The 24,473-nt window shown below is 71.3% G+C and carries 17 protein-coding genes and 1 tRNA gene; 8 read left to right on the top strand and 10 right to left on the bottom strand.

Annotation, left to right across the window (positions count from 1 at the left end; all coding sequences use genetic code 11):
* Window positions 1-165: 165 nt before the first annotated feature.
* The 3 genes from KAK06_RS04310 to KAK06_RS04300 are packed head-to-tail and all read right to left on the bottom strand — an operon-like array spanning window position 166 to window position 3,685.
* Window positions 166-807, bottom strand: coding sequence for an OmpA family protein (locus KAK06_RS04310; RefSeq protein WP_210800666.1), 642 nt, complete (start codon window positions 805-807; stop codon window positions 166-168).
* Window positions 807-2,990 (bottom strand): DUF802 domain-containing protein, encoded by a 2,184-nt coding sequence (locus tag KAK06_RS04305; protein WP_210800665.1) that lies wholly within the window; start codon window positions 2,988-2,990, stop codon window positions 807-809. Before KAK06_RS04305 ends, KAK06_RS04310 begins: the two co-directional genes overlap by 1 nt.
* Window positions 2,987-3,685, bottom strand: coding sequence for a DUF3348 family protein (locus KAK06_RS04300; protein ID WP_210800664.1), 699 nt, complete (start codon window positions 3,683-3,685; stop codon window positions 2,987-2,989). The genes KAK06_RS04305 and KAK06_RS04300 overlap by 4 nt, the downstream gene beginning before the upstream one ends.
* 194 nt (window positions 3,686-3,879) lie before the next feature.
* Here KAK06_RS04300 and KAK06_RS04295 point away from each other — a divergent pair, with 194 nt between their 5' ends.
* The 4 genes from KAK06_RS04295 to KAK06_RS04280 all read left to right on the top strand — a co-directional run bounded on the left by KAK06_RS04295 (window position 3,880) and on the right by KAK06_RS04280 (window position 9,734).
* On the top strand, window positions 3,880-5,121 hold the full coding sequence (locus KAK06_RS04295) for a toll/interleukin-1 receptor domain-containing protein (RefSeq protein WP_210800663.1): 1,242 nt from the start codon (window positions 3,880-3,882) through the stop codon (window positions 5,119-5,121).
* Window positions 5,122-5,125: 4 nt separating this feature from the next.
* The gene (locus KAK06_RS04290) at window positions 5,126-6,028 is read left to right on the top strand and encodes a hypothetical protein (protein WP_210800662.1); all 903 of its coding nucleotides are present in this window, start codon (window positions 5,126-5,128) and stop codon (window positions 6,026-6,028) included.
* A 71-nt stretch (window positions 6,029-6,099) separates the two neighbouring features.
* Window positions 6,100-6,873, top strand: a complete 774-nt coding sequence (locus tag KAK06_RS04285) for a peptidoglycan-binding domain-containing protein (RefSeq protein ID WP_247652622.1) — start codon at window positions 6,100-6,102, stop codon at window positions 6,871-6,873.
* 92 nt (window positions 6,874-6,965) lie between these two features.
* Window positions 6,966-9,734, top strand: a complete 2,769-nt coding sequence (locus KAK06_RS04280; RefSeq protein WP_210800661.1) for a PhnD/SsuA/transferrin family substrate-binding protein — start codon at window positions 6,966-6,968, stop codon at window positions 9,732-9,734.
* Between the two features lie 6 nt (window positions 9,735-9,740).
* On the opposite strand, the gene KAK06_RS04275 is transcribed toward KAK06_RS04280, so the two are convergent.
* A complete protein-coding gene (locus KAK06_RS04275) occupies window positions 9,741-11,699 on the bottom strand; it encodes an amidohydrolase (protein WP_210800660.1) in 1,959 nt (652 codons plus the stop codon).
* 78 nt (window positions 11,700-11,777) lie between these two features.
* The gene (locus KAK06_RS04270; protein WP_210800659.1) at window positions 11,778-12,764 is read right to left on the bottom strand and encodes a helix-turn-helix transcriptional regulator; all 987 of its coding nucleotides are present in this window, start codon (window positions 12,762-12,764) and stop codon (window positions 11,778-11,780) included.
* A 109-nt stretch (window positions 12,765-12,873) separates the two neighbouring features.
* On the opposite strand from KAK06_RS04270, the gene KAK06_RS04265 reads away from it, so the two are divergent.
* Both KAK06_RS04265 and KAK06_RS04260 read left to right on the top strand, forming a co-directional pair.
* Complete coding sequence (locus KAK06_RS04265) at window positions 12,874-16,101, top strand: coiled-coil domain-containing protein (RefSeq protein ID WP_210800658.1); 3,228 nt, start codon at window positions 12,874-12,876, stop codon at window positions 16,099-16,101.
* A 28-nt stretch (window positions 16,102-16,129) separates the two neighbouring features.
* Entirely contained in the window at window positions 16,130-16,510 is a 381-nt protein-coding gene (locus KAK06_RS04260) for a hypothetical protein (RefSeq protein ID WP_210800657.1), read from the top strand.
* A 10-nt stretch (window positions 16,511-16,520) separates the two neighbouring features.
* On the opposite strand, the gene KAK06_RS04255 is transcribed toward KAK06_RS04260, so the two are convergent.
* Complete coding sequence (locus tag KAK06_RS04255; RefSeq protein ID WP_210800656.1) at window positions 16,521-17,717, bottom strand: nucleotide pyrophosphohydrolase; 1,197 nt, start codon at window positions 17,715-17,717, stop codon at window positions 16,521-16,523.
* The gene (locus KAK06_RS04250; protein WP_210800655.1) at window positions 17,704-18,837 is read right to left on the bottom strand and encodes a helix-turn-helix transcriptional regulator; all 1,134 of its coding nucleotides are present in this window, start codon (window positions 18,835-18,837) and stop codon (window positions 17,704-17,706) included. Before KAK06_RS04250 ends, KAK06_RS04255 begins: the two co-directional genes overlap by 14 nt.
* Before the next feature lie 299 nt (window positions 18,838-19,136).
* On the opposite strand from KAK06_RS04250, the gene KAK06_RS04245 reads away from it, so the two are divergent.
* Both KAK06_RS04245 and KAK06_RS04240 read left to right on the top strand, forming a co-directional pair.
* Complete coding sequence (locus KAK06_RS04245) at window positions 19,137-21,050, top strand: PAS domain S-box protein (protein ID WP_210800654.1); 1,914 nt, start codon at window positions 19,137-19,139, stop codon at window positions 21,048-21,050.
* Between the two features lie 233 nt (window positions 21,051-21,283).
* Window positions 21,284-22,225, top strand: coding sequence for a hypothetical protein (locus KAK06_RS04240; protein ID WP_210800653.1), 942 nt, complete (start codon window positions 21,284-21,286; stop codon window positions 22,223-22,225).
* 185 nt (window positions 22,226-22,410) lie between these two features.
* On the opposite strand, the gene KAK06_RS04235 is transcribed toward KAK06_RS04240, so the two are convergent.
* The 3 genes from KAK06_RS04235 to hrcA all read right to left on the bottom strand — a co-directional run bounded on the left by KAK06_RS04235 (window position 22,411) and on the right by hrcA (window position 24,453).
* Window positions 22,411-23,073, bottom strand: a complete 663-nt coding sequence (locus KAK06_RS04235; RefSeq protein ID WP_210800652.1) for a hypothetical protein — start codon at window positions 23,071-23,073, stop codon at window positions 22,411-22,413.
* Between the two features lie 226 nt (window positions 23,074-23,299).
* Window positions 23,300-23,376: transfer RNA gene (locus tag KAK06_RS04230), tRNA-Ile, on the bottom strand.
* Window positions 23,377-23,421: 45 nt separating this feature from the next.
* Window positions 23,422-24,453: a heat-inducible transcriptional repressor HrcA gene (gene hrcA, locus KAK06_RS04225; RefSeq protein ID WP_210800651.1), complete on the bottom strand. Its 1,032-nt coding sequence runs from the start codon at window positions 24,451-24,453 to the stop codon at window positions 23,422-23,424.
* Window positions 24,454-24,473 lie beyond the last annotated feature (20 nt).

Genomic DNA, 24,473 nt, shown 5'->3' with positions numbered 1-24,473 from the left:
GGCGGCGCGGTGCGGCGGCGGGGTGTGGCCGCTGCGGCAGCGGCGGCGCGGCGCGCAGCTGGGCGATGCGCGCCTCGACCAGCGCGCGCGCCGCCGGATCCAGCCGTTCGGCGCGGCGCGCCAGGCCGTCGATCAGGCGCTGGCGCACCGGATCCATCGGCTCGCTCATGGTGCGCTGGCGGCGGCGGCGCGCGAGCGCGGCACCGGTGTGATCTCGACGCGGCGGTTCTGCGCCCGGCCACTGGCATCGGCGTTCGAGGCTACCGGCTGCTCGGCGCCAAAGGCCGCGGCAAACACCGCCGAGCGCGGCACGCCGGCCTCGACCAGCGCGCGCGTCACGGTCAGGGCGCGCTGGGCCGAGAGCTCCCAGTTGTCGGCAAAGGCGGTGCTGCCGCCGCGCACGCCGCGGTCGTCGGTGAAGCCGCTGACCATCAGGATCTCGTCGCGCGCGCCCAGGTAGGCGGCCAGCGGCGCGCCCAGGCTGTTCACCAGCCGGCGGCCGTCGGGGTGCAGCTTGTCCGAGCCCAGGTCGAACAGCACGCTGCCGGCGATGCCGATGCGGCCGTTGTTCAGGGTCACCCGGCCCTCGGCCAGCGGAATCGCCAGCGCCTTTTCCAGCGCGCTGCGGCGCTGCTCTTCCTGCTGGCGGCGTTCCACCTCGGCCTGCAGGCGGGCCGACAGATCCAGCTGCATGCCCAGCACCGCCACCAGGATCAGCACGAAGGCGCCCAGCAAGCCGGCCATCAGGTCGCCAAAGACGGCCCAGACCGGCGCGGTGCCTTCCTGCGCGATGTCGGCCTCGTGCATCAGGCCTCCGCGCGGCCTGCCGCCAGGCGCTGCAGGTCATCGACGATGCGCTTGTGCGCCAGCAGGCTCAGATCGATCACCTCGCGCGCCTGGGCCACGTAGTAGCCCAGCTGCTCGTCGCTGCGCGTCATCTGGCGCTCCAGCGCCTCTTCAATCCGCTGCAGCTGCGCCGCCAGCTGCTGGGTGCTGAGCTGGAAGCCCTGCACCGCGGCGCCAAAGGCCTCGCCCAGGCTGCCCAGCTCGGCGGCGCCCGCGCCCACACGGGCCGACAGGTCCTGCAGGCGCGCGGCCTCGGCGTTGATCTGCTGGCCCAGGCGCGCTTCGGTGCGGGCCTGCCAGTCGGCGGTGCTGGCCAGCAGCGTGTCCAGCGCCTGGCGCTGGCCGCCGGCGGCATGCTCCACGGCGCCCAGCAGGGTCTGCAGCGTGGCCAGCAGGCGCTCGCGCTCGGCCAGCATCGCGGTGTCGCGGGCCAGGCTGTCGCTGAGCTTGTCGCGCAGCTGGGCCACCAGCTCGGCGGCGGCGCGCGGTGCCTCGGACGCCGCCTGCACCAGGCGGGCGATCTCGGCGATCGTGCCCTGCGCATGGGCCTCTGCCTGCGCGGCCATGCGGCCGGCCGTGCCCTCCAGCGTGGCGCAGATCTGCTGCTGCTGGGCCAGCGCCTGCGCGCCGGCCTCGCGCCATTCCAGTTGCAGCGCAGCGGCCTGCGCGTTCAGGGCCTGGGTCCAGGCGCCCAGGCGGGCCTCGTCGCGCGCGGCCAGCTCGGCCTGCAGGCCGCTCTGGGCCTGTTGCAGCGCCTGCAGCAGGGCCTCGGCCTGGCGCTCGAACTGCTGCGCCGCCCGGGTGGCCTGGGCATGCTGCTGCTCGTTGAGCTGTGCGGCCGCGGCGGTCTGGGCGTCCAGCGCCGCCTGCCAGCGATCCGACACCCCGGCCACCGCCGCCTCCAGCTGCGCCGACACCGCGCCCAGCTGCTCGGCCAGCGTGGCGGCGCTGCGCTCGTGCAGCGCGGCGCCGTCGCGCGCCACCTGCTGCGCCGCACCGGCCAGCGCGGTCTGCAGCGCGCCATGGCGTTCACTGATCTGCGCCAGCAGGCCGGCGCTGCGCTGCTCGAAGCCCTGCGCCAGCGTGTCCATCAGGCCTTGCAGGCGCGCGGCCTGGGCGTCGCCGTCGCTGGCCTGGCGCGCCAGCGTGGCCTGCCAGGCCTGCACCGCCGCGTCGCTGCTGGCGGCCAGGCTGCGGCCCAGGCCCTGCAGTTGCTGCGCGAGCTCATCGGCCACGCGGCCGTGCATCGCCTGGGCCTCGCGGGCCAGGCCGGCCATCGTGGCCTGGACCACGGGCTGGATGCCCTGCGCGGCCTGCTGCAGGCTGCCGGCCACGCTGTCGCGCACCGTGCGGTCCAGCGAAGTGGCCACCTGCTCGGCCAGGGCGCGGTAGGAGGCCGAGGTGGCCTCGTGGAAAGCGCGCTGCTCGGCCTGCTGGCTGGCCAGCAGCGACTGCACGCCCTGGACCAGCGCGGGCAGCAGCTCGGCCTGGCGGCGCTGTTCGGCGCGGGCCTCGTCGGCGAGTTGGGCGTGGCGGTGGGCCGCGGTGAGCGGGCGCCACGGGCCGGCCAGACGCTCGTCCAGCAAGCCCATCGCGCGCGATTGCTCCAGCCGCGCCAGCGCCGACATCAGCCCCAGCGCGGCCGAGGCCGCGACACCCGCCACCGAGGTGCCAAAGGCCAGCCCCAGGCCCTTGACCGGCGCCGCCAGCGCGTCGCGCAGCAGCGCCAGGTCGCCGGCGCGCTCCAGCGCCTGGCCGGTGCCAGCCAGCGTGGCCACCATGCCCAGGAAAGTGCCCAGCATGCCCAGCAGCACCAGCAGACCCACCAGGTAGGGCGTCAGCGCCGCGCCGGGCAGCAACAGGCGCTGACCGTCCAGCCGCGCCTGCAGCGCGGGGCGCCAGGCCGGCGGCAGCGCGGCCAGCCAGTCGGCGGCGGAGGCCGGCGCGGCCTCGCCCAGCGTGGCGCGCAGCGTGGCGCTGTCGGCGCGCAGGCCTTGCAGCTCCAGCGCGCCCAGACCGAAGAAGCCGGCGATCAGCGCCATCATCAGCAGCGCCGGCAGGCTGGTGGACAGGTAGCCGATGGCGATCCAGGCGATCGCCAGCAGAGCGGCCACCAGGGCCGCGGGATAGAGCAAACGGGTCATCGGGCGGGCGTGAGAGGTTCGGGCCTGCGGGCACGCAGGGCTTCGAGCAGACCCAGCAGCGGCTGCAGCCGCAGGGCCAGCTCGGCCTGCAGCAACGCGCGCATGTCGGTGTGCAGGCCGCTCGGGTCAGGGTCGGCGTGGGGGCCGCGGCGCTGCTCGGCGCGGCGCTCCAGCTGGGCCGGCAAGGCGGCCAGGATCAGCGATTCGCGCGCTTCCACCACGCGGGCCAGCAGCGCATCGACCGCCGCCAGGCGCGCCGCGTCGCCGCCGGCCGCGGCCAGACGCTGGCGCAGGCGCTGGCGCAGTGCCGACAAGGCCTGCGCCATCTGGTGCTGCAGCGCTGCGTAGCGCTGACGGCACTCGGCCACATCGGGCGGCGGCGCGCCGCGGCGGGTCTGGGGCTCGGCGGCCACGGCGCGCTCCAGCCACTGCCGCACCTGGGCCAGGTCCTGCTCGGCGGCGTCCAGGTCCTCGGGGGCCAGCGGGGCCGGCGCCGCCACCGGGGTGTTCAAGGCGTCGAACAGCGGTCCGGCCTCGGCCCAGCCCAGCCAGCGGCCCAGGCCCTCGATCACCGAGGGCGCGCGCGCCGGGGCGTGGATCAGGTCCATCCGCTCCAGCAGGGCCGTGAGCGCGCCGCCCGAGGCGGCGTCGGGGGAGGCAGAAGCGGGGCGGACGGGGGTGGTGGCGTGGGCCATGCCCGGGCGACGGTGTCGGCGAGGAAAAACCGCGCAGTCTACCTGCCCGGCCGACCGGCGCCGGCCTGGCTGGCCGGCGCCGCCGTGAGGTGCTACCGTCCTGCCCTGCGCCGGGCCCCCGCCCGGCCGGAGGACCCGCGTGAGCAGCGACCGCGCCAGCCATCCGCGCCCCAGCCCCCGGCGAGGTGCTTGACATGCATGCGCCGATCCTGGAGGTCCACCTCGCCTGGCACCCGGGTGACCGCGCCGCGGCACGCCTGGCTGCCGAGCTCGACCACCACTTCCACCACGGCGTCTACGGCAGCCTGCTGGGCGGCACGATGGAGTTCTACCAGCGCTCGGCCCCTTGGTCGGCCCCTGGCAGCGCGCCGCGGCCGATCGCCTGGCCCGACGCCGCCCTGCCCCCCGGCCACCCACCGCCGGCGCAGGCCATCGCCGTGGTGCTGTTCCTGGGTGACGAGCTGATGCGCGCTTGCCAGCCCGCCGGCAGCGACTGGCTGCGCTGGGTGCGCGAGGCGGTCGAGAGCGCCGCTCGGCGGCCCGACCAGGTGGCCCTGCTGCCGGTGGCGCTGGACCCGCTGGACCCGCGATCGGCCCTGGCGACAGCACTGCCGCCACTGCAGTGCCTGGGCGCCACCGACCCGCTGGCCGAGAGCAGCGCCGCGGCCGGCCCGCCGCCGGTGGCGGTGCTGCGCCGCGACCTGTCGCAGGCGCTGGCGCGCTGGCTGCACCCGGCCGGCGGACCGGCGCTGCGCGTTTTCATCAGCCACACCAAGCGCATGAGTGGCCCGGACGAGGCCGTGGCCTCGCTGGTCGACACGGTGCGCGAGGTGCTGGGCGGCACCCGCATCGGCAGTTTCTACGATGCCCAGGACCTGCAGCCCGGCGCCGACTGGGACCAGGCGCTGCGGCGGCACGCGGCCAGCAGCGCCCTGCTGGCGCTGCGCACCGACCTTTACGCCAGCCGCGAATGGTGCCAGCGCGAGGTGCTGACCGCCAAGCGCCACGGCATGCCGGTGGTGGTGCTCGATGCCTTGCAGCGCGGCGAGGCGCGCGGCTCCTTCCTGATGGACCATGTGCCGCGCCTGCCGGTGCGCCGCGGCGCCGACGGCGCCTGGGACCGCGCCGCGATCGGCCAGGCCCTGGACCTGCTGGCCGATGCCTGGTTGCACAGCGTGCTGTGGCAGCGCCAGGCCGAGCGCGCCGCGGCCGACCCGATGCTGGCCGGCTACCAGTTCCTGCCCCAGGCCCCCGAGCCCAGCACGCTGAGCCAGTTGCTGGCCCGGGTGCCGCCGGGCGCCGAGCTGCGCGTGCTGCACCCCGATCCGCCGCTGGCCTGCGAGGAACGCGCGGTGCTGCAGGACCTGGTGCGCCGCGCCGGCCATGCCGGCCTGGACCTGAGCACGCCCAAGCTGCTGGCGGCGCGCGGCGCCTGACACCATGCCGGACGTCCCCGCCACCCTGCTGCCCGCACGCGCCTGGCAAGGCGTGCGCATCGGCGTGTCGATCGGCGACAGCGAGGACCTGCCGCGCCTGGGCCTGACGCTGATGCACCAGCAGCTGGTGCTGCGCGAGCTGGCCCGCACGGTGCTGCTGGGTGGCGGCGCGCTGGCCTACGGCGGCCACATCAAGCCCGACGGCTTCACCGCCTTCCTGATGGACGAGCTGAGCCGCTACGCCCAGGCCGGTGTGCTGGACGGCGGCGACGCCCTGCCCGAGTTGCTGGTCTGCCTGGCCTGGACGGTGCACCGGCGCAACAGCCTGGACGAGCTGCGCCAGGCGCGGCGCCAGCTGGGCCTGTACGGCGAGCTGCGCTGCCTGGACGCCCAGGGCCAACCGCTGGCCGATCCGCTGGCCGACCGCGACGAGGCGGGCCAGGGCGACGCCGAGGCGGCCTATCACCAGCAGGAGATGACCCGGCTGCGCTGCTACCTGGCCACCCAGTGCAGCGCGCGCCTGGTGGTGGGCGGTCGGCGGCGCGACTACAGCGGCCGGATGCCGGGCATCGTCGAGGAAACGCTGCTCGCCCTGCAGGCCGGACAGCCGGTCTTTCTGGCCGCCGGCATGGGCGGCGCCACGCTGGACATCGCCGCGCGCCTGGACCCGCGCTGCGCCGTGCTGTGTGCTGGCGGCCGGCCGGCCGAGCTGCCCGGCCTTGACCAGCTGACCGCCGAACTGGCTGCCCGCGATGCCGGACTGCAGGGGCTGGACAACGGCCTGGACGCCGAAGAGAACCTGCGCCTGGCGATGACCCACCGGCCCGGGGAGGTGGCGGCCCTGGTGTCGCTGGGCCTGGGTCGGCTGGGCCTGCAGGGTCGGCTGCAGCGCGTCCGGCATCCCTAGGCTGCCAGGCCGGCGCGCCCACGCCGCCGGGCTGCCCGGTGCTACCTTCGGGCCCTGCCCTTTGCTGAAAGATGACCATGGCCAACGAGTACGGCAGCCGCGTGCTGCGCAAGGACATGAACGGGCCCGACGTGGTGGAGTTGCAGATCCGCCTGGCCGGCTTTCGCGGCACGCTGCCCGATGGCGATTTCGGCTCGGGTACCGAGCTGCAGGTGCAGAAGTTCCAGCAGGACGTGATGGGCATGGCCCAGCCCACCCGTGTGGTGGACCGCGCCACCTTCGAGGCGATCGATGCCTTCGCGCAAAAGTACCCGATCGACTTCGAGGCCCTGCGCTGCCCCTGCGGCCACTGCAGCGGCTTTGGCAATGGGCGCTTTCGTGACACCTATGTGCCCGGTGGCGAGGGCCGCGAACAGTTCAACCACTACGAGTACCCCGGCATCCACCGCCTGCTGCTGTGGGCGGTGCGCGCGGTGTTCCACGACCTGCCCGAGCACCGCTTCAGCTTCAGCTCGGGCTACCGCTGCAGCATCGACAACCAGCAGCGCGGCCGCACCACCACCAACCACCGCGGCAAGGCGGTGGACCTGGACATCGCGCTCCAGCCCGGCGAGAGCAAGCGCGACGACGCCGAGAAGTGCAATGCGGTGCGCGGTCGCATCGTCGAGCTGTCCAACGCCCAGGTGGGCTGGGCGGCGCGCAATCGCAAGTCGCTGGAGCCGCCGGACATCGCTCCCACCTGGGTGCACTACGACGTGCGCCAGTACGACCGCATCTACCTCGCCGATGACTTCTTCTGCCGCGACCTGGCCGGCCTGAACCGCCTGACACCGATCACCTGCTGACCCCTCACCCCCCACATCCAGGGGACACCGCAGTGACCAGCAACCGGTTGCACAGACCTGCGGCCAGATGACCGGGCGCTACCATCGCCCGCGTGGCGGACATCCCCCTCGATCTGGCCCCGGCACCGCTGGCCGCGCGCGCGGATCGGGCGCGGACATGGCTGGCCGCTGCGTTGTGGGCCTGGCTGGTGGGGCTGCTGCTCGGTCTGCCGGCATTGGCCGCAGCGGCTGAGGCCGGCAGCGCGGCGCCCACGCTCACGCTGGGTGTGCTGGCCTTTCGGCCCAAGCCCGAGACCCTGACCCGCTGGCAGCCGCTGGTCGATGCGCTCAACGCCAGCCTCAGCGGCGGTCAGCGGGTGCAGCTGCGGGCCTTCACCTACGCCGAGCTGAACACCGCCGTCGACCGGCACGAGGTGGACATCGTCCTCACCCAGCCGGCGCACTACATCCGCCTGACCCATGACGCCGGGCTGCGCGCGCCGCTGGCCACGCTGGTCGAGCGCGAGGGCACCCACGCGCTGGCCGAGTTCGGCGGAGTGATCCTGGCCGATGCCGCGCGCCACGATCTGCGCCAGTTGGCCGACCTGCGCGGCCAGCGCATCGCCACCAGCAGCACCGAGTCCCTGGGCGCCTACCTGGCACAGGCGCTGGTGCTGGCGCGCGAGGGCATCGATCTGCCCGACGACGCCCAGGTGCTGGCCCTGGGCGGCGAGCAGGACGCCGCCGTGCAGGCGGTGCTGGAGGACCGCGCCGACGTGGCCTTTGTGCGCACCGGCGTGCTTGAAGCCCTGCAGGCCGAGGGCCGGCTGCCGCCCCAGCGGCTGAAGGTGCTGCACCCGCAATCACGGGGCGACTACCCGTTCGCCCTGTCGACCGGGCTCTACCCGCAATGGCCGCTGGCAGTGATGCCCTGGTGCCCCGAAGCGCTGGCGCGCCAGCTGGCAGCCGCCATCCTGGGGCTGCCGCACGACGGCGACGTGGCGCGTCGCTTGCAGATCGTGGGCTTCACCATCCCCGGCGACTACACGCCGGTGGCCGAGATGATGCGCACCCTGCGCGTGCCCCCCTACGACCAGCAGCCCACCATCCACCTGGAGGACCTGCTGCAGCAGCACGGCGTGCTGCTGCTGTCTGGCAGCCTGGGCCTGGCGGCGCTGTTGGCGGCGCTGCTGCTGCAGATCGCCCAGACCCACCGCCAGCTGCTGCGCGAGCACCGCCAGTCCACCGATGCGCTGCGCGCGCTCGAGGATGCCGGCGTGCGCCAGCGCAGCATCCTCGACTCGATCAGCGAGGGCATCTACGGCGTCGACCCTCAGGGCCTGTGCACCTTCATCAACCCATCGGCGCTGGCCATGCTGCAGCTGCAGCCCTCGGAGGTGCTGGGGCGGCGCCAGCATGAGATCTTCCACCACCACCATGCCGACGGCCGGCCCTACCCGGCACAGGCGTGCCCGATCAACCAGACCCTGGCCGACGGCCAGCCCCGCCAGGTGCAGGACTGGTTCTGGCGCCGCGACGGCAGCGGCTTTGCGGTGCGCCTGAGCGTCAGCCCGTCGCCCCAGCGTGATGGCTCGCGCGGCGCGGTGGTGACCTTCGACGACATCACCGAGCACCTGCGCGTGACCGACGAGCTGGCGCAGCACCGCCACCATCTGGAGCACCTGGTGCGCACCCGCACCGCCGAAGCCGAGGAAGCCCGCCAGGCGGCCGAGCAGGCCAGCCGCGCCAAGAGCGCCTTCCTGGCCAACATGAGCCACGAGATCCGCACGCCGATCAACGCGATCGTCGGCCTCAGCCACTCGCTGTCGCAGATGGCGCCGCCAGGCGAGCCGCAGCGCGAGCGCCTGGCCCAGATCCAGGTGGCCACGCGCCACCTGATGGCGCTGATCGACAACGTGCTGGACATCTCGCGCATCGAGGCCGGCCGGCTGACGCTGGCCGACGAGGTCTTCTCGCTGCCCGAGCTGCTGCGGCAGGCCTGCGCCATGGTCGAGCCGCAGGCCCAGGCCAAGGGCCTGGCGCTGGTGGTGCAGGCCGACGACCTGCCCACCACGCTGCGCGGTGACCCGGTGCGCCTGAGCCAGGCGCTGATCAACTACCTGGGCAACGCCGTCAAGTTCACCAGCCAGGGGCAGATCACGCTGCGTGTGGGCGAGCAGGCCCGTCGCGACGGCCGGATCCTGCTGCGCTGCGAGGTCAGCGACACCGGCATCGGGCTCAGCCAGGACGAGCAGGCCCGGCTGTTCCAGCCCTTTGAGCAGTCCGACGTGTCGGCCACGCGCCGCTACGGCGGCACGGGTCTGGGCCTGGCCATCACCCGCCACCTGGCCACGCTGATGGGCGGCGAGGCCGGCGTGCACAGCCAGCCCGGGCAGGGCAGCCGCTTCTGGTTCACCGCCTGGCTGGCACTGGCACCCGACCAGGCCGCCGACGAACCGGCGACCCACGACGCGCTGGGCCCGCTGCGCGCCGAGCATGCCGGTACCCAGGTGCTGCTGGTTGAGGACGACCCGGTCAACCAGCTGATCGCGAGCGAGCTGCTGCAGGCCGCCGGCCTGCAGGTCAGCCAGGCCAGTGATGGCGTCGAGGCCCTGGCGCTGGCCTGTGCGCAGCACTTTGACGCCATCGTCACCGACGTGCAGATGCCGCGCATGGACGGCACGCTGCTGGCGCGCCAGCTGCGCACCCTGCCCCAGCTGGCGCACACACCGATCATCGCGATGACCGCCAGCGCCCTGTCCGGCGACCGCGAGGCCTGCCTGCAGGCCGGCATGAACGCCTACATCGCCAAGCCGGTGGACCCGCCGGTGCTGTACCGCGTGCTGCTGGCCGAGCTGCGGCGCGCCCGACAGGCGCGCTGAGCGAGCTCAGTGGTTGTGCCCATCGCCATGCCCGTGCGGCGCGCCGGGCACGGTGGACGGGATCACATGGCCGGCCGAGCCGCGGGCGCTGAGCACCTTGGCGCGGGCATTGAGCTGCTGGCGCTGGCCCGCCACCAGGCTATCGAAGACGCCGGTGGCAAAGACCGGCTGACCGCCGACCACGGTCAGCAGCACACGGTTGCGGCCCAGGGCCTCGTCGGGCACGGTGAGGAAGTCCTTCTCCAGCACGATCAGGTCGGCCAGCTTGCCCACCTCGATCGTGCCCAGCTGCTGCTCCATGCGCAGCTGGTGCGCGGCGTGGCGGGTGATCGCGGCCAGCACGTCGTCACGCGACAGGCCCGGGTCGGCGTTGATCGGCCCTTCGAACACCGGCGCGATGAAGGCAGCGCTGTGCGGGTTGGTGGGGTCGCCCGAGCGGGTCACGCCGATCTTCAGCGCCAGGAAGGTGTCGAACGGGTCGATCGGCCAGTCGCTGCCATGCACCACGCGGGCGCCGGCACGGCGCAGGCTGCCCGAGGGCTCCATGCGGGCGAAGCGCTCGGGCCCCAGGTGGTTCTCGGTGTCACCGATCGAGTACGGCGCGCGCTGCGCCCACTGGAAGGACATGGTGGCCATCACGTCCAGCGCCGCAAAGCGCGGGTAGTCGGCAACGGCCACGGTCTCGTTGTGCGCGATCGCCGGGCGCATGTCCAGACCGGGGCGGGCCTGGCGCACCGCGCTCACGCTGTCCAGCGCCGTGCGTACCGCGCGGTCGCCGGTGGCGTGAAAGTGCAGGTCCAGACCGGCATCGGCCGCCGCACCCAGCAGGGCCTGCAGCGTGGCACTGTCGTAGTAGAGCTGGCCCAGGTTGCTGCCGGGCACCCAGCGCGGCGCGGCGTCGGTGCCGGCATTGCGCAGGTAGGGGCTGAGCATGGCGCCGGTGTCGGCCGGCGCATTCACCACGCCGTCCACAAAGGCCTTGACCCAGCGGGCGCGCACCGCCGGGGCCGGCGTGTCCACCGTGCGGGCGGTGCTCTGGGCCAGCGCCTGGGCCTCGGCGATCGCTTGCGCGGGGTTGGCGATGGCTTCGGCCGGGTCCAGGTTCAGGGCCAGTTGCACGCGCGCGGTCAGCTCGCCGCTGCTGCGCAGCGACTGGAACACGCGCAGGTGCGGCTCGCCTGCGGCCGCGTCCATGAAGCTGGTGATGCCCTGCTCGCGCAGCGCCGCCAGGGCAGCACGGCCCTGCTTGAGCTGGTCGGCCTCGCTGTCGGGCGGGATGGCGGCCTTGAGCTGAAAGCCGGCGGCGTCCTCGCAGATGCCGGTGGGTGCGCCCGAACCGTCACGCAGGAAGCGGCCGCCGGCCGGGTCGGGCGTGGCGACGCTCACACCCGCCAGCGCCAGCGCGCGCGAGTTGGCCAGCACGGTGTGGAAGTCCGACGAGGTCACGGCGATCGGCCGCGTCGTGGTCAGGCCATCGAGCAGCGCGCGGGTGGGGTCGGCATCGAGCGACGACGTGGACTGGCGGTCCCAGTTGACCGCCTCCAGCCAGACATCGGCGCCGGCCTCGGGCGTGGCATCCACGCAGGCCTGCAACCTGGCGGCCAACTGGCTGCGCGTGAGCGGCGCATAGGCCAGGTCACACAGCAGCAGCGCGCGCCCGCCGGCCAGCGCGTGCAGGTGGGCATCGATGAAGCCGGGCATCAGCATGCGCCCACCCAGGTCCACCACCTGGGTCTTCTGGCCGACATGCGGCATCACCTCGGCATCGCTGCCGACCAGCACGATGCGCCCATCGCGCACCGCCACCGCCTGCGCCACGCGCCGGCCGTCATCCATGGTGACCACCTTGCCGCTGCGCAGCACCAGGTCGGCCGGCGCTTCACCGCCGCCGCCACTGCAGCCGGCCGCCAGCGCGGCCACCACGGCCAGCGCGGCGATGGCCGCGATCGTCTTGCTCGATGTCATTGCTCCTCCGTTGCTCCAGACATGGCCTGGCAACGGTAGGCAGGCAGCGCCTGCGTTGACCTCCTCAATTGAGGAGGGTCAAGACTTGGGCGCCGGCAGCGACTGACCCTCCAGCCGCCGCGCCAGCGCCGCCTTGGTGCTGACGCCCAGGCGCTGGTAGGCATCGCGCAGGTAGGTGCGCACGGTGCTGGGCGACAGGCCCAGCTCGCGGGCGATCTGCTTGTGGGTGTGGCCATGCGCATACAGCAGCGCCACGCCCAGCTCGCGCGGCGGCAGCAGCGGCGCGCGGCGCTGCGGCGCCAGGCCCAGCAGCCACAGCTCGCCGCAGCGCTGCAGCGACAGCCGGCGCCGCCCCACACTCAGGGCCGTGGCGCCCGAGCGCAGACCGGGCAGCAGCTCGGCCGGCAGTTGCGCGCCCTGCCAGGCCGGAAAGCGCTCGCGCAGCCACAGGCCCAGCCGCGCATCCAGGTAGACGAACTCGCCCGCCGCATCCACCAGCGCATGCGCATCAGCCCCCACGCGTGACTGCCCCAGCAGCGCGGTCACGCGCCGGCTCCAGCGCTGCATCAGGTGGGCGCTGAACAGCTCGAACACCCGCCGCTGCGCCGCATCAAAGGCCGGCGCATGCTGGCCGCGGTACAGCGAGATGAAATGCATCAGCCCGCTGCCCGGCAGCGCGCGGGTGATGGCCATGGCATGGAACAGATCGTGGCGCGTGGCAAAGGCCTCCACCGCCGGCTCGGGGTCGGCATAGCCGCTGGACCACACGGCGGCATCGAGTTGCTGCATCGACGCCGCCGCAAAGCGATCGACCGCCCCGATGCGGTTCCACTCGCGCGCAAAGTCGGCCCCCAGGTTCAGCCGCCCGCTCAGCCAGTTGCGCGGCGCCAAACCGTCCATGCCGCCGGAGCACTCACCCCACCAGGCGGCGTCAAAGGGCAGCAGCTGCCGCAGCGCCGCCATGCCCTCGGCCATCAGGCGCGCGGGTGACGCGCTGGGAGGGAGCTGGTCAAGGGCGAGGACGGCGGCGCTGAAGGCCTCGAGCGTCTTCAGGGACGTGGGCATGGCCGCCGAGTGTAGGGCTGCGCTGCCTTGTGGAGCCCCCCGTCCGGTGGCAACATCCGCCGATCCGCCGAGGGGCCAGACGCGCTGGCTGCCACACCAGGAGTGGCTGATGAGCGACACCGACGACGACAAGATCCGCCAGGCCCGCGACTGGTGCGACAAGGCGCGCCAATTGCTGGGCATGGGTCTGGTGGGCGACTCCAAGGCGCTCTACACGCACAACGAGCAGATCGCCAAGGGCCTGAAGGACCTGCACAAGCTGGACAAGGCCAGCTTCGACCGCCTCAGCGACCAGTACCAGCGCCTGTCCAGCCTGGCCGAGCAGGCCAGAAGCCACAAGGACGATCCCGCCATCCGGGCCCTGATCGAGCCACTGGCCCTGCTGGAGGCCCAGGTCTGGGCCGAGCTGCCCGGCCGTGCCGACGACCAGCTCAAGGCGCAGCAGCAGCTGTTCAAGTGCCTGCAGACGCGGGGCGCGAGCCTGCTGAAAGCGCTCACACCGCTGCCCGAGCCCCTGGCCACCCAGTTCACCCAACTCAAGCCGGCAGGCAGCACCACGCAGGATTATGCCGACGCCAACCGCACGCTGAGCACCCTGCTTGAGCACATCGAGCGGGCGCAGCCCGCGCTGGTGCTGGCGCAGCAGGACCTGGCCGAGGCGGTCAAGCAGCGGCGCCAGCAGCTCAAGGCAGCGCGTGGCCGCATCGGCGAGGCGGCCGGCAAGACCTTGCTGCAGCAACTCATCGCCCTGGAACAGCAGGCCCCTGCCTTGCGCTACGCCGACCTGGTGCAGGCCCTGACCCTGAAGGTCCAGGCGCTGACCGAGCCGATCCAGGCCGCCACCGACCTGGGCCAGGCCCGCCGGCTGGCCGACGGGGAACGCGCGCAGGTGGCACAGCGGCTCAAGGCGGTGAACGCCGAGCTGGACGCCGCCTCCCGCGAGCTGCTGCTCAAGCGGCTGCAGACCATCGACACCGCTCTGGGCCAGGCCAGCCTGGCCAGCGAGGTCCAGACCCAGCGCAAGCAGCTTGAGACGCTGGACGACGCCGTCACCGCGGCGATCGCCTTTGCCCGTGAGCGTGACGCCATCCACATGGCCATCACCATCTATGTGCAGCTCGAAGACCCCGGCCAGGCGGTCACGCTGAACGGCCAGTGTGACCTGGCCCTGCAGGCCGCCGCCGCCGACGTCAAGAACGGCGACTGGGTGGCCGCCAGGGGCAAGCTGGCGAACTTCCGGGCCGCGCTGGGCGGCGCGCCGGCCCAGGCCAAGCTGGACGAGGTGGTGGCCTACACCCGGCGCATGGCCAGGTTCGTGGCCGACGACGAAGCGCGGCTGCGCCAGGTCAAGGCCGAGCAGGTTACACCGGGCCACAACCAGCTGGACGTGGAGTACTCCAACGCCCGCAAGAAGGGCAGCACGGACAAGGACTACGTGGCCGCGGTGGGCCTGCTGGACACGTTGTCCAACCGGCTGGTGGAGATGCAGGCCTACGCCGCGCTGAAGCGCCAGGTGCTGGTCCTGAAGAGCGACCCCGCCATCTATCAGCCACCCGACAAGCAGCTCATCGACACCGCTTTGCAGCAGGGCGACAGCAAGGCACTGAGCCAGGACTGGGGCCCTGCCAAGCTGGCGCTGAGCACGCTGCTGGGCAGTAAGCCCCTGTTCACCGACGGTGCCGACTACGGCCGCGCGCTGGCCGAGATCAAGCGCAGCTACGACCCGCTGCAGCAGCTCTATGGCACCACCGCCATCGGCCTGCGCCTGAAGACCGACTACGACGCCGCCGTGAACCTGGCCGCCAGCCAGAAGCACAAGGACGCCGCCCAGGCGCTGCAGGCCCTGAAGCTGGTGCTGACCCCCGCGTCCAGCTACCTGGCCCAGGCCGGGGCACTGGCCCAGCGCCTGGACCAGGGGCGCGGCGCCATCAAGCTCGCCCTGCTCCAGCCCGCCGCCGACAAGGCCGGCGTGGAGGCCAAGTACGACGAAGCGCTGACCTTGCTCGGCCACCTCACGCAACTGCTCGACGCGCTGGACGCCTACGACCAGCGCCGCGCCCAACTGCTGCAGTTGCGCGGCGGCATCCCGGGCACCGAGCTGGCGCGGCTGCAGGCGCTGGACGATGTTCTGGAGGCGGCCGCCAAGACCGCGAAGACCGCCACCGAGGACACCGCCCAGGCGGCCGCCCAGCGCTTCAAGCAGGCCACCGAACAGCTGGACGACGTGGCCTTGATGGCCGATTTCGCCGCGCTGGACCAGGCGCTGCAGGGCTACCAGGTCGAGCTGGCACGGGTGGAAAAGTCCTATGCCCGGGTGCATCCCCGCCTGGCGCCTGTCAAGGCCCAGGAGCGGCTGGCCGACGAGCTGGCCGCGGCCAAGCTGCCGGCCCAGACCCGCAACGACTTTGCCCAGTCACTGCAACTGCTCACGACGCTGGCCACCACCATCGACGAGGCGCGCAGCTACATCGACGCCCGCGAGCAGGCGCTGGCCGTGAAGAAGCAGTTGGCCGCGATCGCCGCCAAGGTGCCGGGGCAGGCCGGCGCGATCTACACGCCGCTGGATGCCAATGCCATCGAGCAGCGACTGACCGACGCCGACAAGGACGCCCAGGCGGCGCGCTACAAGGAAGCCGGCACGCGCTACCGCCAGCTGCTGAACGATTGCCGCGCCATGTGCATCACCGCCGCCAAGGCCGTGGACGCCAGCAGCCACGGCCGCGGGCACAGCATGGCGCGCCATGGCCCGCCACCCGACATTGGCGAGCCGCAGCTCATCACCCGCATCACCACCGGCATCGCCCCCGACGGGCACGAGGCGCGCTCGGCCTCGGCCAGCCAGTTCGACGACCCCGCCAGCTGGCTGGAGACGCGTGACAAGGCCATCGAGGAGGCCACAGCCAGCTCGGCCGGCGGCTTCGTGCCCAACGCCACCGAGCTGGATTTCGGCCGCGCGACCGAGTATGAAATCAACATCGAGCACCCCAAGCCCATCGACACTGCCGTGCTGGGCCTGAAGGAGCTGCCCAAGCTCGACACCACCAAGGGCCGGCTGGGCGGCGCCGGCATCTACGAAAGCCACACCAAGGTCCAGGGCCTGACCCGGACCAAGACGATCTTCCGCTTCGTGCTGTTCGACCCCCAGAAACTGTACGTGGACAACATCAAGCAGCTGGACGCGCACTTCAAGCCCAGCGAATGGATGAGCACCTACAACGGCCGGATCTTCAACGGCACCACCATCAGCAAGTACGTTGGCGAGTGGATCATCGTGACCCAGTACCCCATCACCGAAGACTGGGACCCCGAGACCGGCAGCTACACCAAGCCGATGTGAACCCGTTTTCCACCCCCCTGGACCCCCGATGAAACTGAGCAACACCATGCTGCGCGGGTACCTGCGGCGCATCGCCCTGGGCTACCTGGGCCGCAGCGACGAACCGTCCGAAGACCCCGCCGACTTCGACGCCTCGATCGACGAAGTGCGCCTGGCCGCAGAGGCCGCCGGCGACCTGCCCTGGCTGAAACTGGGGCTGGACCACCTGCTGACCACGCCCGGCATCCGCCTGCGCGACTACTGCGGCGACCAGTTCCCCTACACCGAGCACGCGCTTTACGACCTGTTCCTGCACACCTGGCAGGTGCTGTGGCCCGATGAGCCCCTGAGCGCACCGGGCGAAGGCGCCCTGCTGGAGCTGGAGGAGATGCCAACGGCGCAGTGGGTGGCGTTCAAGGCAGGCGGGTGATGCCGGGTCATCAGCGGCCCGCTGGCGCTGAGGCGGCCAGGAACCGCGGATAGCGGACATCGTTGTTCGAGCCGACGACCACCGTGCCGGCCGCCTCCAGCTGGTGGAGGGCCCACTCGATCACCGCATCACCGGTCTGCGCTGACAGCAACGACTTGAGCAGGCCCCGCAGGCGGCCCAGCTTGGTGGGGCGCTTGTCGCCGGCCTTGCTCAGCTGTTCGGTGATGCGCTGAAGATCCTTGGCCGACACCGCGGTGGCCGGCGCCGCGGACGGGCCTGCCGCGGGCGCCTTGGCTGGCACCTTCTTGGCTGGCGCCTTTTTGGCGGACACCTTCTTCGCTGGCACCTTCTTGGGGGCCGCCTGTTTGGTGGGAGCCTGTTTGGTGGGGGCCCGTGTGGCCGGCGCCGCCTTCTTCGGCGCCGCTGCTGCAGGGCGGGACGCGGGTGTCTTCTTCGCCGTGGCTGGTTTCGCCGTGCTTGCCTTCGCCGTGGTCTTCTTCGCGGGGGCCGACGTTGCCGGGAATGGCTGGCGACGCACCACGAAGCCCATCGCCTGCGCATGCTCCAACATCGGCTCGTAGCCCTTGTCGTTGGCCACCACAACCATCGAGGCCTCGGGGTTGCGCGAGGCGATGTAGCCCATGTAGAACGACAGATGAAAGTCCAGCGCGTTCTTGCCCGTCTTGCTGATCGGCACCGCGGTGACGTGCTCGCCGAACGACGCAAAGCGCTTGGCCACCTGCCGCTGATGCGGCCCATGGAACACCCAAACCTGGCCAGCCTGCGGCACCAGGGCCCGCAGCTCGGCGTTGGTGGGCTGGACATTCTCAAAGTCGAGCAGCACATGCACCCCGGACACCGCAGCCTGAGGCGGCTGCGGCCGCGGGATCTGCTGCCGGGCGGGATACTTCTGCGCGTTCTTCGCCAGCTTGTCGCGCACCGCCAGCGGCAGGTCCACCTGGCAGTGGTCGGCCAGCTGCAGCAGGTACAGCAGCACATCGGCCAGCTCCTCGCCGACGTGCTGCCGCACGTCGGCCCGCTGAGGCACCAGACGCGACTCCTCGGGCGTCTGCCACTGGAAGATCTCGGCCAGCTCGGCCGCCTCCACCATCAACGCCGTGGACAGGTTCTTGGGCGTGTGAAACGGCTGCCAGTCGCGCTCAGCGGCGAAGTGGCGCAGTTCGGCTTGCAACTCACCCAGGTTCATGGCTGTCTCCGGTTGTCCGAGGCATCTTGCCACCCCGGGGCCGCAGCAGCGCCGATGAATGGGCTGCGGCTGCTTTCGCCGCGCTGCGGAACTGCCCGGGGCTCAGCGCCTCAACGCGCCGGAATGCCCGGCTGAAGTTGGCGGCGTCGCTGTAGCCCAGGCGGTGGGCGATCTCGGCCAGCGACAGCGCGGTGCCCCGCAGCAGTTGCCGGGCCTGGGCGTGGCGCAGATCCTGCGCCAGTTCACGGTACTCGCGGCCCTCGGCAAGCAGGGCGCGGGCCAGGGTGCGCGGGGAGATGCCCATCTGGGCGGCCAGTTCGGCCTGGGTTGGGAAACGGTCTTCCACGTCGCGCAGCATCGTGATCACCCACTCGGTCCAGGACTGGCCCTGGGACAGCTGGCGCAGGCGCCGTTCGCAGGCCTCCTCCAGGTCCCTGGCGGCCAGGTGGTTGGCCATGGGCAGCGGCCTCTCGGCCAGCTCCGTGGGGATGAGCAGGTGCAGGCGCGGCCGGTCGCCCCGACCGAAGCGCAGCTGCACGCCCTTGAGTTCGCGGTAGCGGTGCGCGTGGGGCGGCGCGGGCCAGCTGACCGACACCGTCACCGGAAAGCTGCTGGACTGGCTGATGAACACGGCGAAGCGGTAGGTGGCGGCCAGGACCACCTCCAGCCCCATCACGGCCACGTCATAAGGCAAGGGCCGGGTCGGTTCGGCGGTGGCATGCAGACCCTCGGCCGTGCGCTCGATGTGCAGCCGGTATGACGGCGTCATCAACGGCAGGTAGCGGCTGGCATAGGCCAGGCCGGCGGCATGCGTGGGCGCGCTCAGGAAGAGCTGGCCCAGCTCGTCGGCCAGACCCAGGTTGAGCTGCATGCCCAGCTCGAAGCCCAGGTCGGTGCGGCCAGTGGCTGCGGCCAGCTGCTGCAGCGCCTTAGAGAGCTGCTGGCGGTCGATCCGCGCGGCCGGGTGGCTGAGCTGGGCCACCGACAGGCCGGCCGCGACCAGGGGCTGCTCCACCGCATGGCCCAGCGACACCAGGTGGTCCGCCAGCAGCCAGAGGTAGCGGGCGGGCACGGCGCTGGCGGCAAACCCCGGCTGCACGCGGCTTCCAGTCATTGGCATGGACAGTCCTTGAACGACAACTGCGTGTCAATAAATGACTATGCCATACCCCTGTCCGTTCCGACAATCAGACGCGACAGGCCGTGCCCGCACCGAGGCCCGCCGGTGTTGCCATGGCCGCCTGTCCGAGCACTTCACCCCAACGTTTTGCCCAGCAGGGCTGCGACCCTGCGCCCGCCTCGTCGATGCCCCTCAAGTCGTCTTCACCAGCACCCACTGGCGCACCCGACACCGCCCGGCGACAGCGCCTTCAGCCACCACTGCGCCGCCACGCGGGTGGCGGCGATGCGGCCTCGGCCATGCCCAGCGCGTCGCTGCAGCCCGACTTGCTGCAGGCACTGAACGAGCACGCCATCGTCAGCGTGGCCGATCTGCAGGGCACCATCGTCTACGCCAATGACCGCTTCTGCCAGATCAGCGGCTACCGCCGCGAGGAGCTGATCGGCCAGTCGCACCGGTTGCTGAAATCCGGCCACCACGAGCCGGCGTTCTACGAGGCGATGTGGCGCACCATCGCCAGCGGCCAGGTCTGGCATGGCGAGCTCACCAACCGCCGCAAGGACGGCAGCCTGTACTGGGTGCAGTCGACCATCGTGCCGGTGCTGGACGAGCAGGGCCTGCCCCAGCGCTATGTGTCGCTGCGCACCGACATCAGCTGCCAGAAGCAGCTGGAGCGCGAAGCCCGCGGCCATGCCGAGTTCCTGCGCCGCATCACCGAGACCTTCGGCCTGGGCGTGCTGGTGGCCGATGCCAAGGGCCGCTGCCAGTTCGCCAGCGGCGAGGCGCTGCGGATGCTGGGCATGCCGCGCGAACAGGTGGAGGGCTGGTCGATCCACGGCCTGTTCACCGAGCTCTCCAAGGACGCCGCGGCACTGCGCCCCGGCAAGGCCGAGGCGCGCGGTCAACTGTGGCGACCGGGGCGCTACCACGGCAACATCCCGCGCAACGACAGCAAGGCCACGCCGGTGGTGATCCATGTGTCGGCGCTGCGCGAGAACGGACAGCGCAGCGGCACCGTGATCCACTTCCGCGACGACAGCGAAGAGCGCCGCGCCATCGCCAGCGCCCAGCGCGAGCGGCGCCTGGCGGAGAAGGCCGACCAGGCCAAGGCCACCTTCATGGCCCAGCTAAGCCACGAGATCCGCACGCCACTGGCCGGCATCCTGGGCCTGGTGCGGATGGCGCGCGCCGAGGCGCAGGCCTCGCCGCGGATGCTGGAGATGCTGGGGCGCATCGAGCACAGCGCCGACACACTGGCGCAACTGGTGGGCGAGGTGCTGGACATGAGCCGCATCGAAGCCGGCCAGTTCACCCTCACCGAGGCGCCGTTCGACCTGCCCGCGCTGGTGCGGTCGGTGTGGGAGGCGCACGTGATGCCCGCGGCCCACCAGCGCATCCGGCTGGAGATGGTGCTGGCCCCGGACCTACCCGCACACGTGCTGGGCGACGCCATGCGCGTGCGTCAGATCCTGGTCAACTACGTGGCCAACGCGGTCAAATTCACCTCTGACGGCCAGGTGACGCTGCGCGCGCTGCGCGGCGCCTCATCGGGCATCCGGCTGGAGGTGTCGGACACCGGCATCGGCATCGCGCCCCAGGTGCTCAAGCGCCTGTTCCGCCCCTTCAGCCAGGCCGACGCCACGACCGCCGCGCGCTACGGCGGCACCGGCCTGGGCCTGTCGATCTGCAAGCAGTTGGCGCGGCAGATGGGCGGCACCGTGGGCGCCAGCAGCACCGCCGAACAGGGCAGCACCTTCTGGGCCGAACTGCCCCTGCCGGCCGTGGACCTGCCGCAGCCGGCCCCCGCGCAGCCAGCCCCCCAGGCCCTGCCCCCGCTGCACCTGCGCGTGCTGCTGGCCGAGGATGACGAGGTCAACGTGCTCATCGCCACCGCGATGCTGGAAGCCTGGCAGTGCAGCGTGGTGGCGGTGAACAACGGCCGCGAGGTGCTGGAGACGCTGGACACCGACGACCAGGCGTTCGACGTGGTGCTGCTCGACCTGCACATGCCGGTGATGGGCGGCCGCGAGGCCGCCGAACGCATTCGCCGCCGCGACAGCACCCGCCACCTGCCGATCATCGGCCTGACCGCCGTCGGCCTGGCGCAGGAGCGCCAGCTGTGCCTGAAGGCCGGCATGGACGACTTCCTGACCAAGCCGGTGGCGCCGGCGGCGTTGCATGCAGCTTTGGTGAGGGCGACGGCGGGGGGATGAGGGGCTGGGTGAGTGGGGCCGAGACGATCGGCGGCCCTCATCCACTAGGCCGCCTGTCCCAAGCCCAGGCCGCGCTGCTTCAGGGGGCGCATCTTCTCAGTGCTTCGCCTCGACGCCAAGCACGGCGCGTGGCGATTGATTCAGACCGCACTTAAGGCGATGGAGGAGCCGTCGATAAGGCGTGTTGCGACAAGAACCGCCCTCTCCTGCACCGCTTCGACACGAGACTGACGATGGCCACACGTTTCCAATGGACCCCCTGCGCCTGGGTGTTTTCTATGCTTCTGCTAAACGCGGCCGACGCCGGTGCGGCAGGCGAGCAAGCGCCTCCCCGCCAAGTGCCGCCCCCACCGGTGTTCATGGTGGACGGGGCTCGGATGGACGAGCTTTCAGGGCGCTTGACGTTGAAGTTCGTGCCGGACGGGGGGTGGACGCGGCACGAGGACCGCAATGACACGGTGGCAGACCCCTTGGATCTGAAAAGCCCGCAGTGGTATGTCCACCTCCGGGAACCTGGATTGTTCAGCACGAAGAACTGGATTGTTCCGCTGTCGGAGGTGGAATCGGTGCAGGTGGGGCCCGGGCCCGAGTACTCGGCACGTTTGAGAAGCCGGACCGTGGACGGGAAACCCAAGGACCTGTATCTCGTCCTGTGCGAGAAGGACCAGGCGGCACCGGCCTCCCGCGAATGCCTGCGCCCGCGGGTAACGCTGGAGTTTCGCGGCTTGAGCGGTGACGGCCTTGCGGCACAGCGGCTCGCCCTGCCGAACAAACCGGGTGAGGTGTCGGGAGCGCGTGAGCGAACCTACCTGACCGGCGTGCAGCTCCGTGTCGCCACGGATTCGGACTTGTCCGAGTTCGAACAGCGCATGAAGGCGGTCGGCCAGGCCCCGGTCGATCGCTTGGCGGGCATGTGCCGGGTCAACGTCTATGTCGAGGCGCGGCGTCTGGTGGCCGAGCCAATGCAGGGGGTCTCCGGTCGATGTGGGAAGGGCAGCCAGCTCCGCTTCTCCAGGTACCAGGCCAACGGCTGGCTGACCGACCAGTTGTGCGACACAGACAAGAGCATCCGCGTGACCGGGCAGGACGAGACCGAGGAGGTGGCCTGCACCATGACCGGCCAGGTGCTTCAGCCGCAGCTGAGGTTCAGCGGCCTGAATGTCGTGATTCGGTGACGGGGCGAGGCGGGCGCACACCGCGCCTGGGTGGACTTGCTCTTCTTCATCGCTCACGCTCCTGGGCTGCTCAGCAGCCTGGTCACGGGCGACCGTACTCTAGTTTTCCGCTGTAGCGAGATTCCGGCCCGACCTCAAATCCACAGATCGCAGCCGAAATGATGGGCCGGGCTGGGCCCCCAGGGTCAGTCGGCCGTGAGGCGCAGGCGTTTCAGGCTTGCCCCGTATGTGCCATTCTTCGCAGTGTCACCTCCTGAGCCGGAAAAAAGTACCACGGCCGGGATGAGTGGCTCGGTGGAGCACGAAACCGGAGCCATGCCCAGGCGATCCACACCCGCTGGATCCAGCAGCCTGATCGTGCACATTGAACCGCTCCGGCTCAGGCTCATCGTCCATGCACCCGAGGACACATCGGTCTTGGGAATCGCGGTCTCCTGGAAGCCCGCCAGCGCGTTGCCGATGAAGGACATCCCGGTGGCGCCGTGGAACTCGGTTCCGTTCGACCGGAAGTCGCCCGTCAGCGACACCGAGACGCTGCCGGCAACATGGTCAGGGGAATTCACCTTCATCTCCAGGTAGATGCCGCTGCGCACCTGGCTTCCGTCGACGGCCGTTCGGCCATCCTGGACGAACTCCAGGTCCGTCACGAAGTTGCCGGTCAGGGGCGCAGTCGCCGGATAGAAGCTCACGGCATCGGCCTGACCACAGGAGCCACACGACCCACCGGCGACCTTGACCGAGAATTTGCGCGCGGTCGACTTGAGCGTTGCGCCGTTGCCCAGTGTCTCGATGGCGACTGGGGCGATGAAGCCATCGGTGAAGCTCTCATTGATGACCTGTCGCGCCATGGCCATGCTGGAAGCAGCGCACAGTGCGGCGACGGCGCATTGAGTTGGCAGTCACATGGGCATTCCTCTGCAGTCCAAGAATGAACAAGGCCCAGAGACTAAGCAGCCTTCCGGCGTGCGACATCCTCAGATGGGATGAAGGCAAAGCCACGCAGCCACACGTCGATGCGCTTGGACAGGCTCGCGATCACGGTCCCCATACGCTCGCATCCCGCGCCGATGGGGGTGGTAGGCCGCCGGGGGCTCGAACCCCGGACCAAAGGATTATGAGTCCTCTGCTCTAACCGACTGAGCTAGCGGCCCGAAGGGGGCGATTGTAGGCAGAGGAACCAACCGCCCTGGCGCCGCTCAGCGCGGCGCCGACAAGGCGTTGCTGACCAGCTTGGAGGTGATGTCCACGATCTGGATCATGCGGTCGTAGGCCATGCGGGTGGGGCCGATCACGCCCAGTGTGCCCACCACGCGGCCGTCTACCTCGTAGGGGGCGGACACCACCGAGAGCTCCTCGAAGGGCACGACGCGGCTTTCGCCGCCGATGAAGATGCGCACGCCCTCGGCGCGGCTGGAGGTGTCGAGCAGGCGCATCAGCTGGGTCTTTTGCTCGAAGAGGTCGAACATCTTGCGCAAGGACCCCATGTCGTTGCCAAAGTCCTGCACGCCCAGCAGGTTGCGCTCGCCGCTGACCACCAGCTGCTCTTGCGAATCGGCGATGGCCTCGGTGCCGGCCTGCACAGCGGCCTGCATCAGGGTGGCGATCTCGCCGCGCAGCTGGTCGATCTCGCCCTTCAGGCGGGCACGCACTTCATCGATGGCCAGGCCGGCGTAGTGGGCGTTGAGGTAGTTGGTGGCTTCCACCAGCTCGCTCTGGGTGTAGTCGTGGGCGGTGAAGATGACGCGGTTCTGCACGTCGCCGTCGGGTGCCACCATGATGACCAGCACGCGCTTGTCGCCCAGGCGCAGGAACTCGATGTGGTGGAAGACGCTGCTCTTGCGCGGCGCCGTCACCACGCCCACAAAGCTGGACAGGCTGGACAGCAGGTTGGCCGCCTGGGCGATCACGCGCTGGGGCTGGTCGGGGTGGAGCTGGTCACGCGCGGCGGCCATGTCGGCTGGCGGGTGGTCCAGCTGCAGCGGCTGCACCGTCAGCATGGTGTCGACAAACAGCCGGTAGCCGCGCGCGGTGGGCACGCGGCCGGCGGAGGTGTGGGGGCTGACGATCAGGCCCATGTCCTCAAGGTCAGCCATCACATTGCGAATGGTGGCCGGTGACAGCTCCAGGCCGCTGGCCTTGGACAGCGTGCGCGAACCCACCGGCTGGCCGTCGGCGATGTAGCGTTCAACCAGGGTTTTCAGCAGGGAACGGGCGCGCTCGTCGAGCATGCTTTTCATTGTACGGACAT

Source organism: Ideonella aquatica (genome assembly GCF_018069755.1).
Classification (GTDB): Bacteria; Pseudomonadota; Gammaproteobacteria; order Burkholderiales; family Burkholderiaceae_C; genus Ideonella; species Ideonella aquatica.
This window is presented reverse-complemented; position numbering and strand designations above follow the sequence as displayed.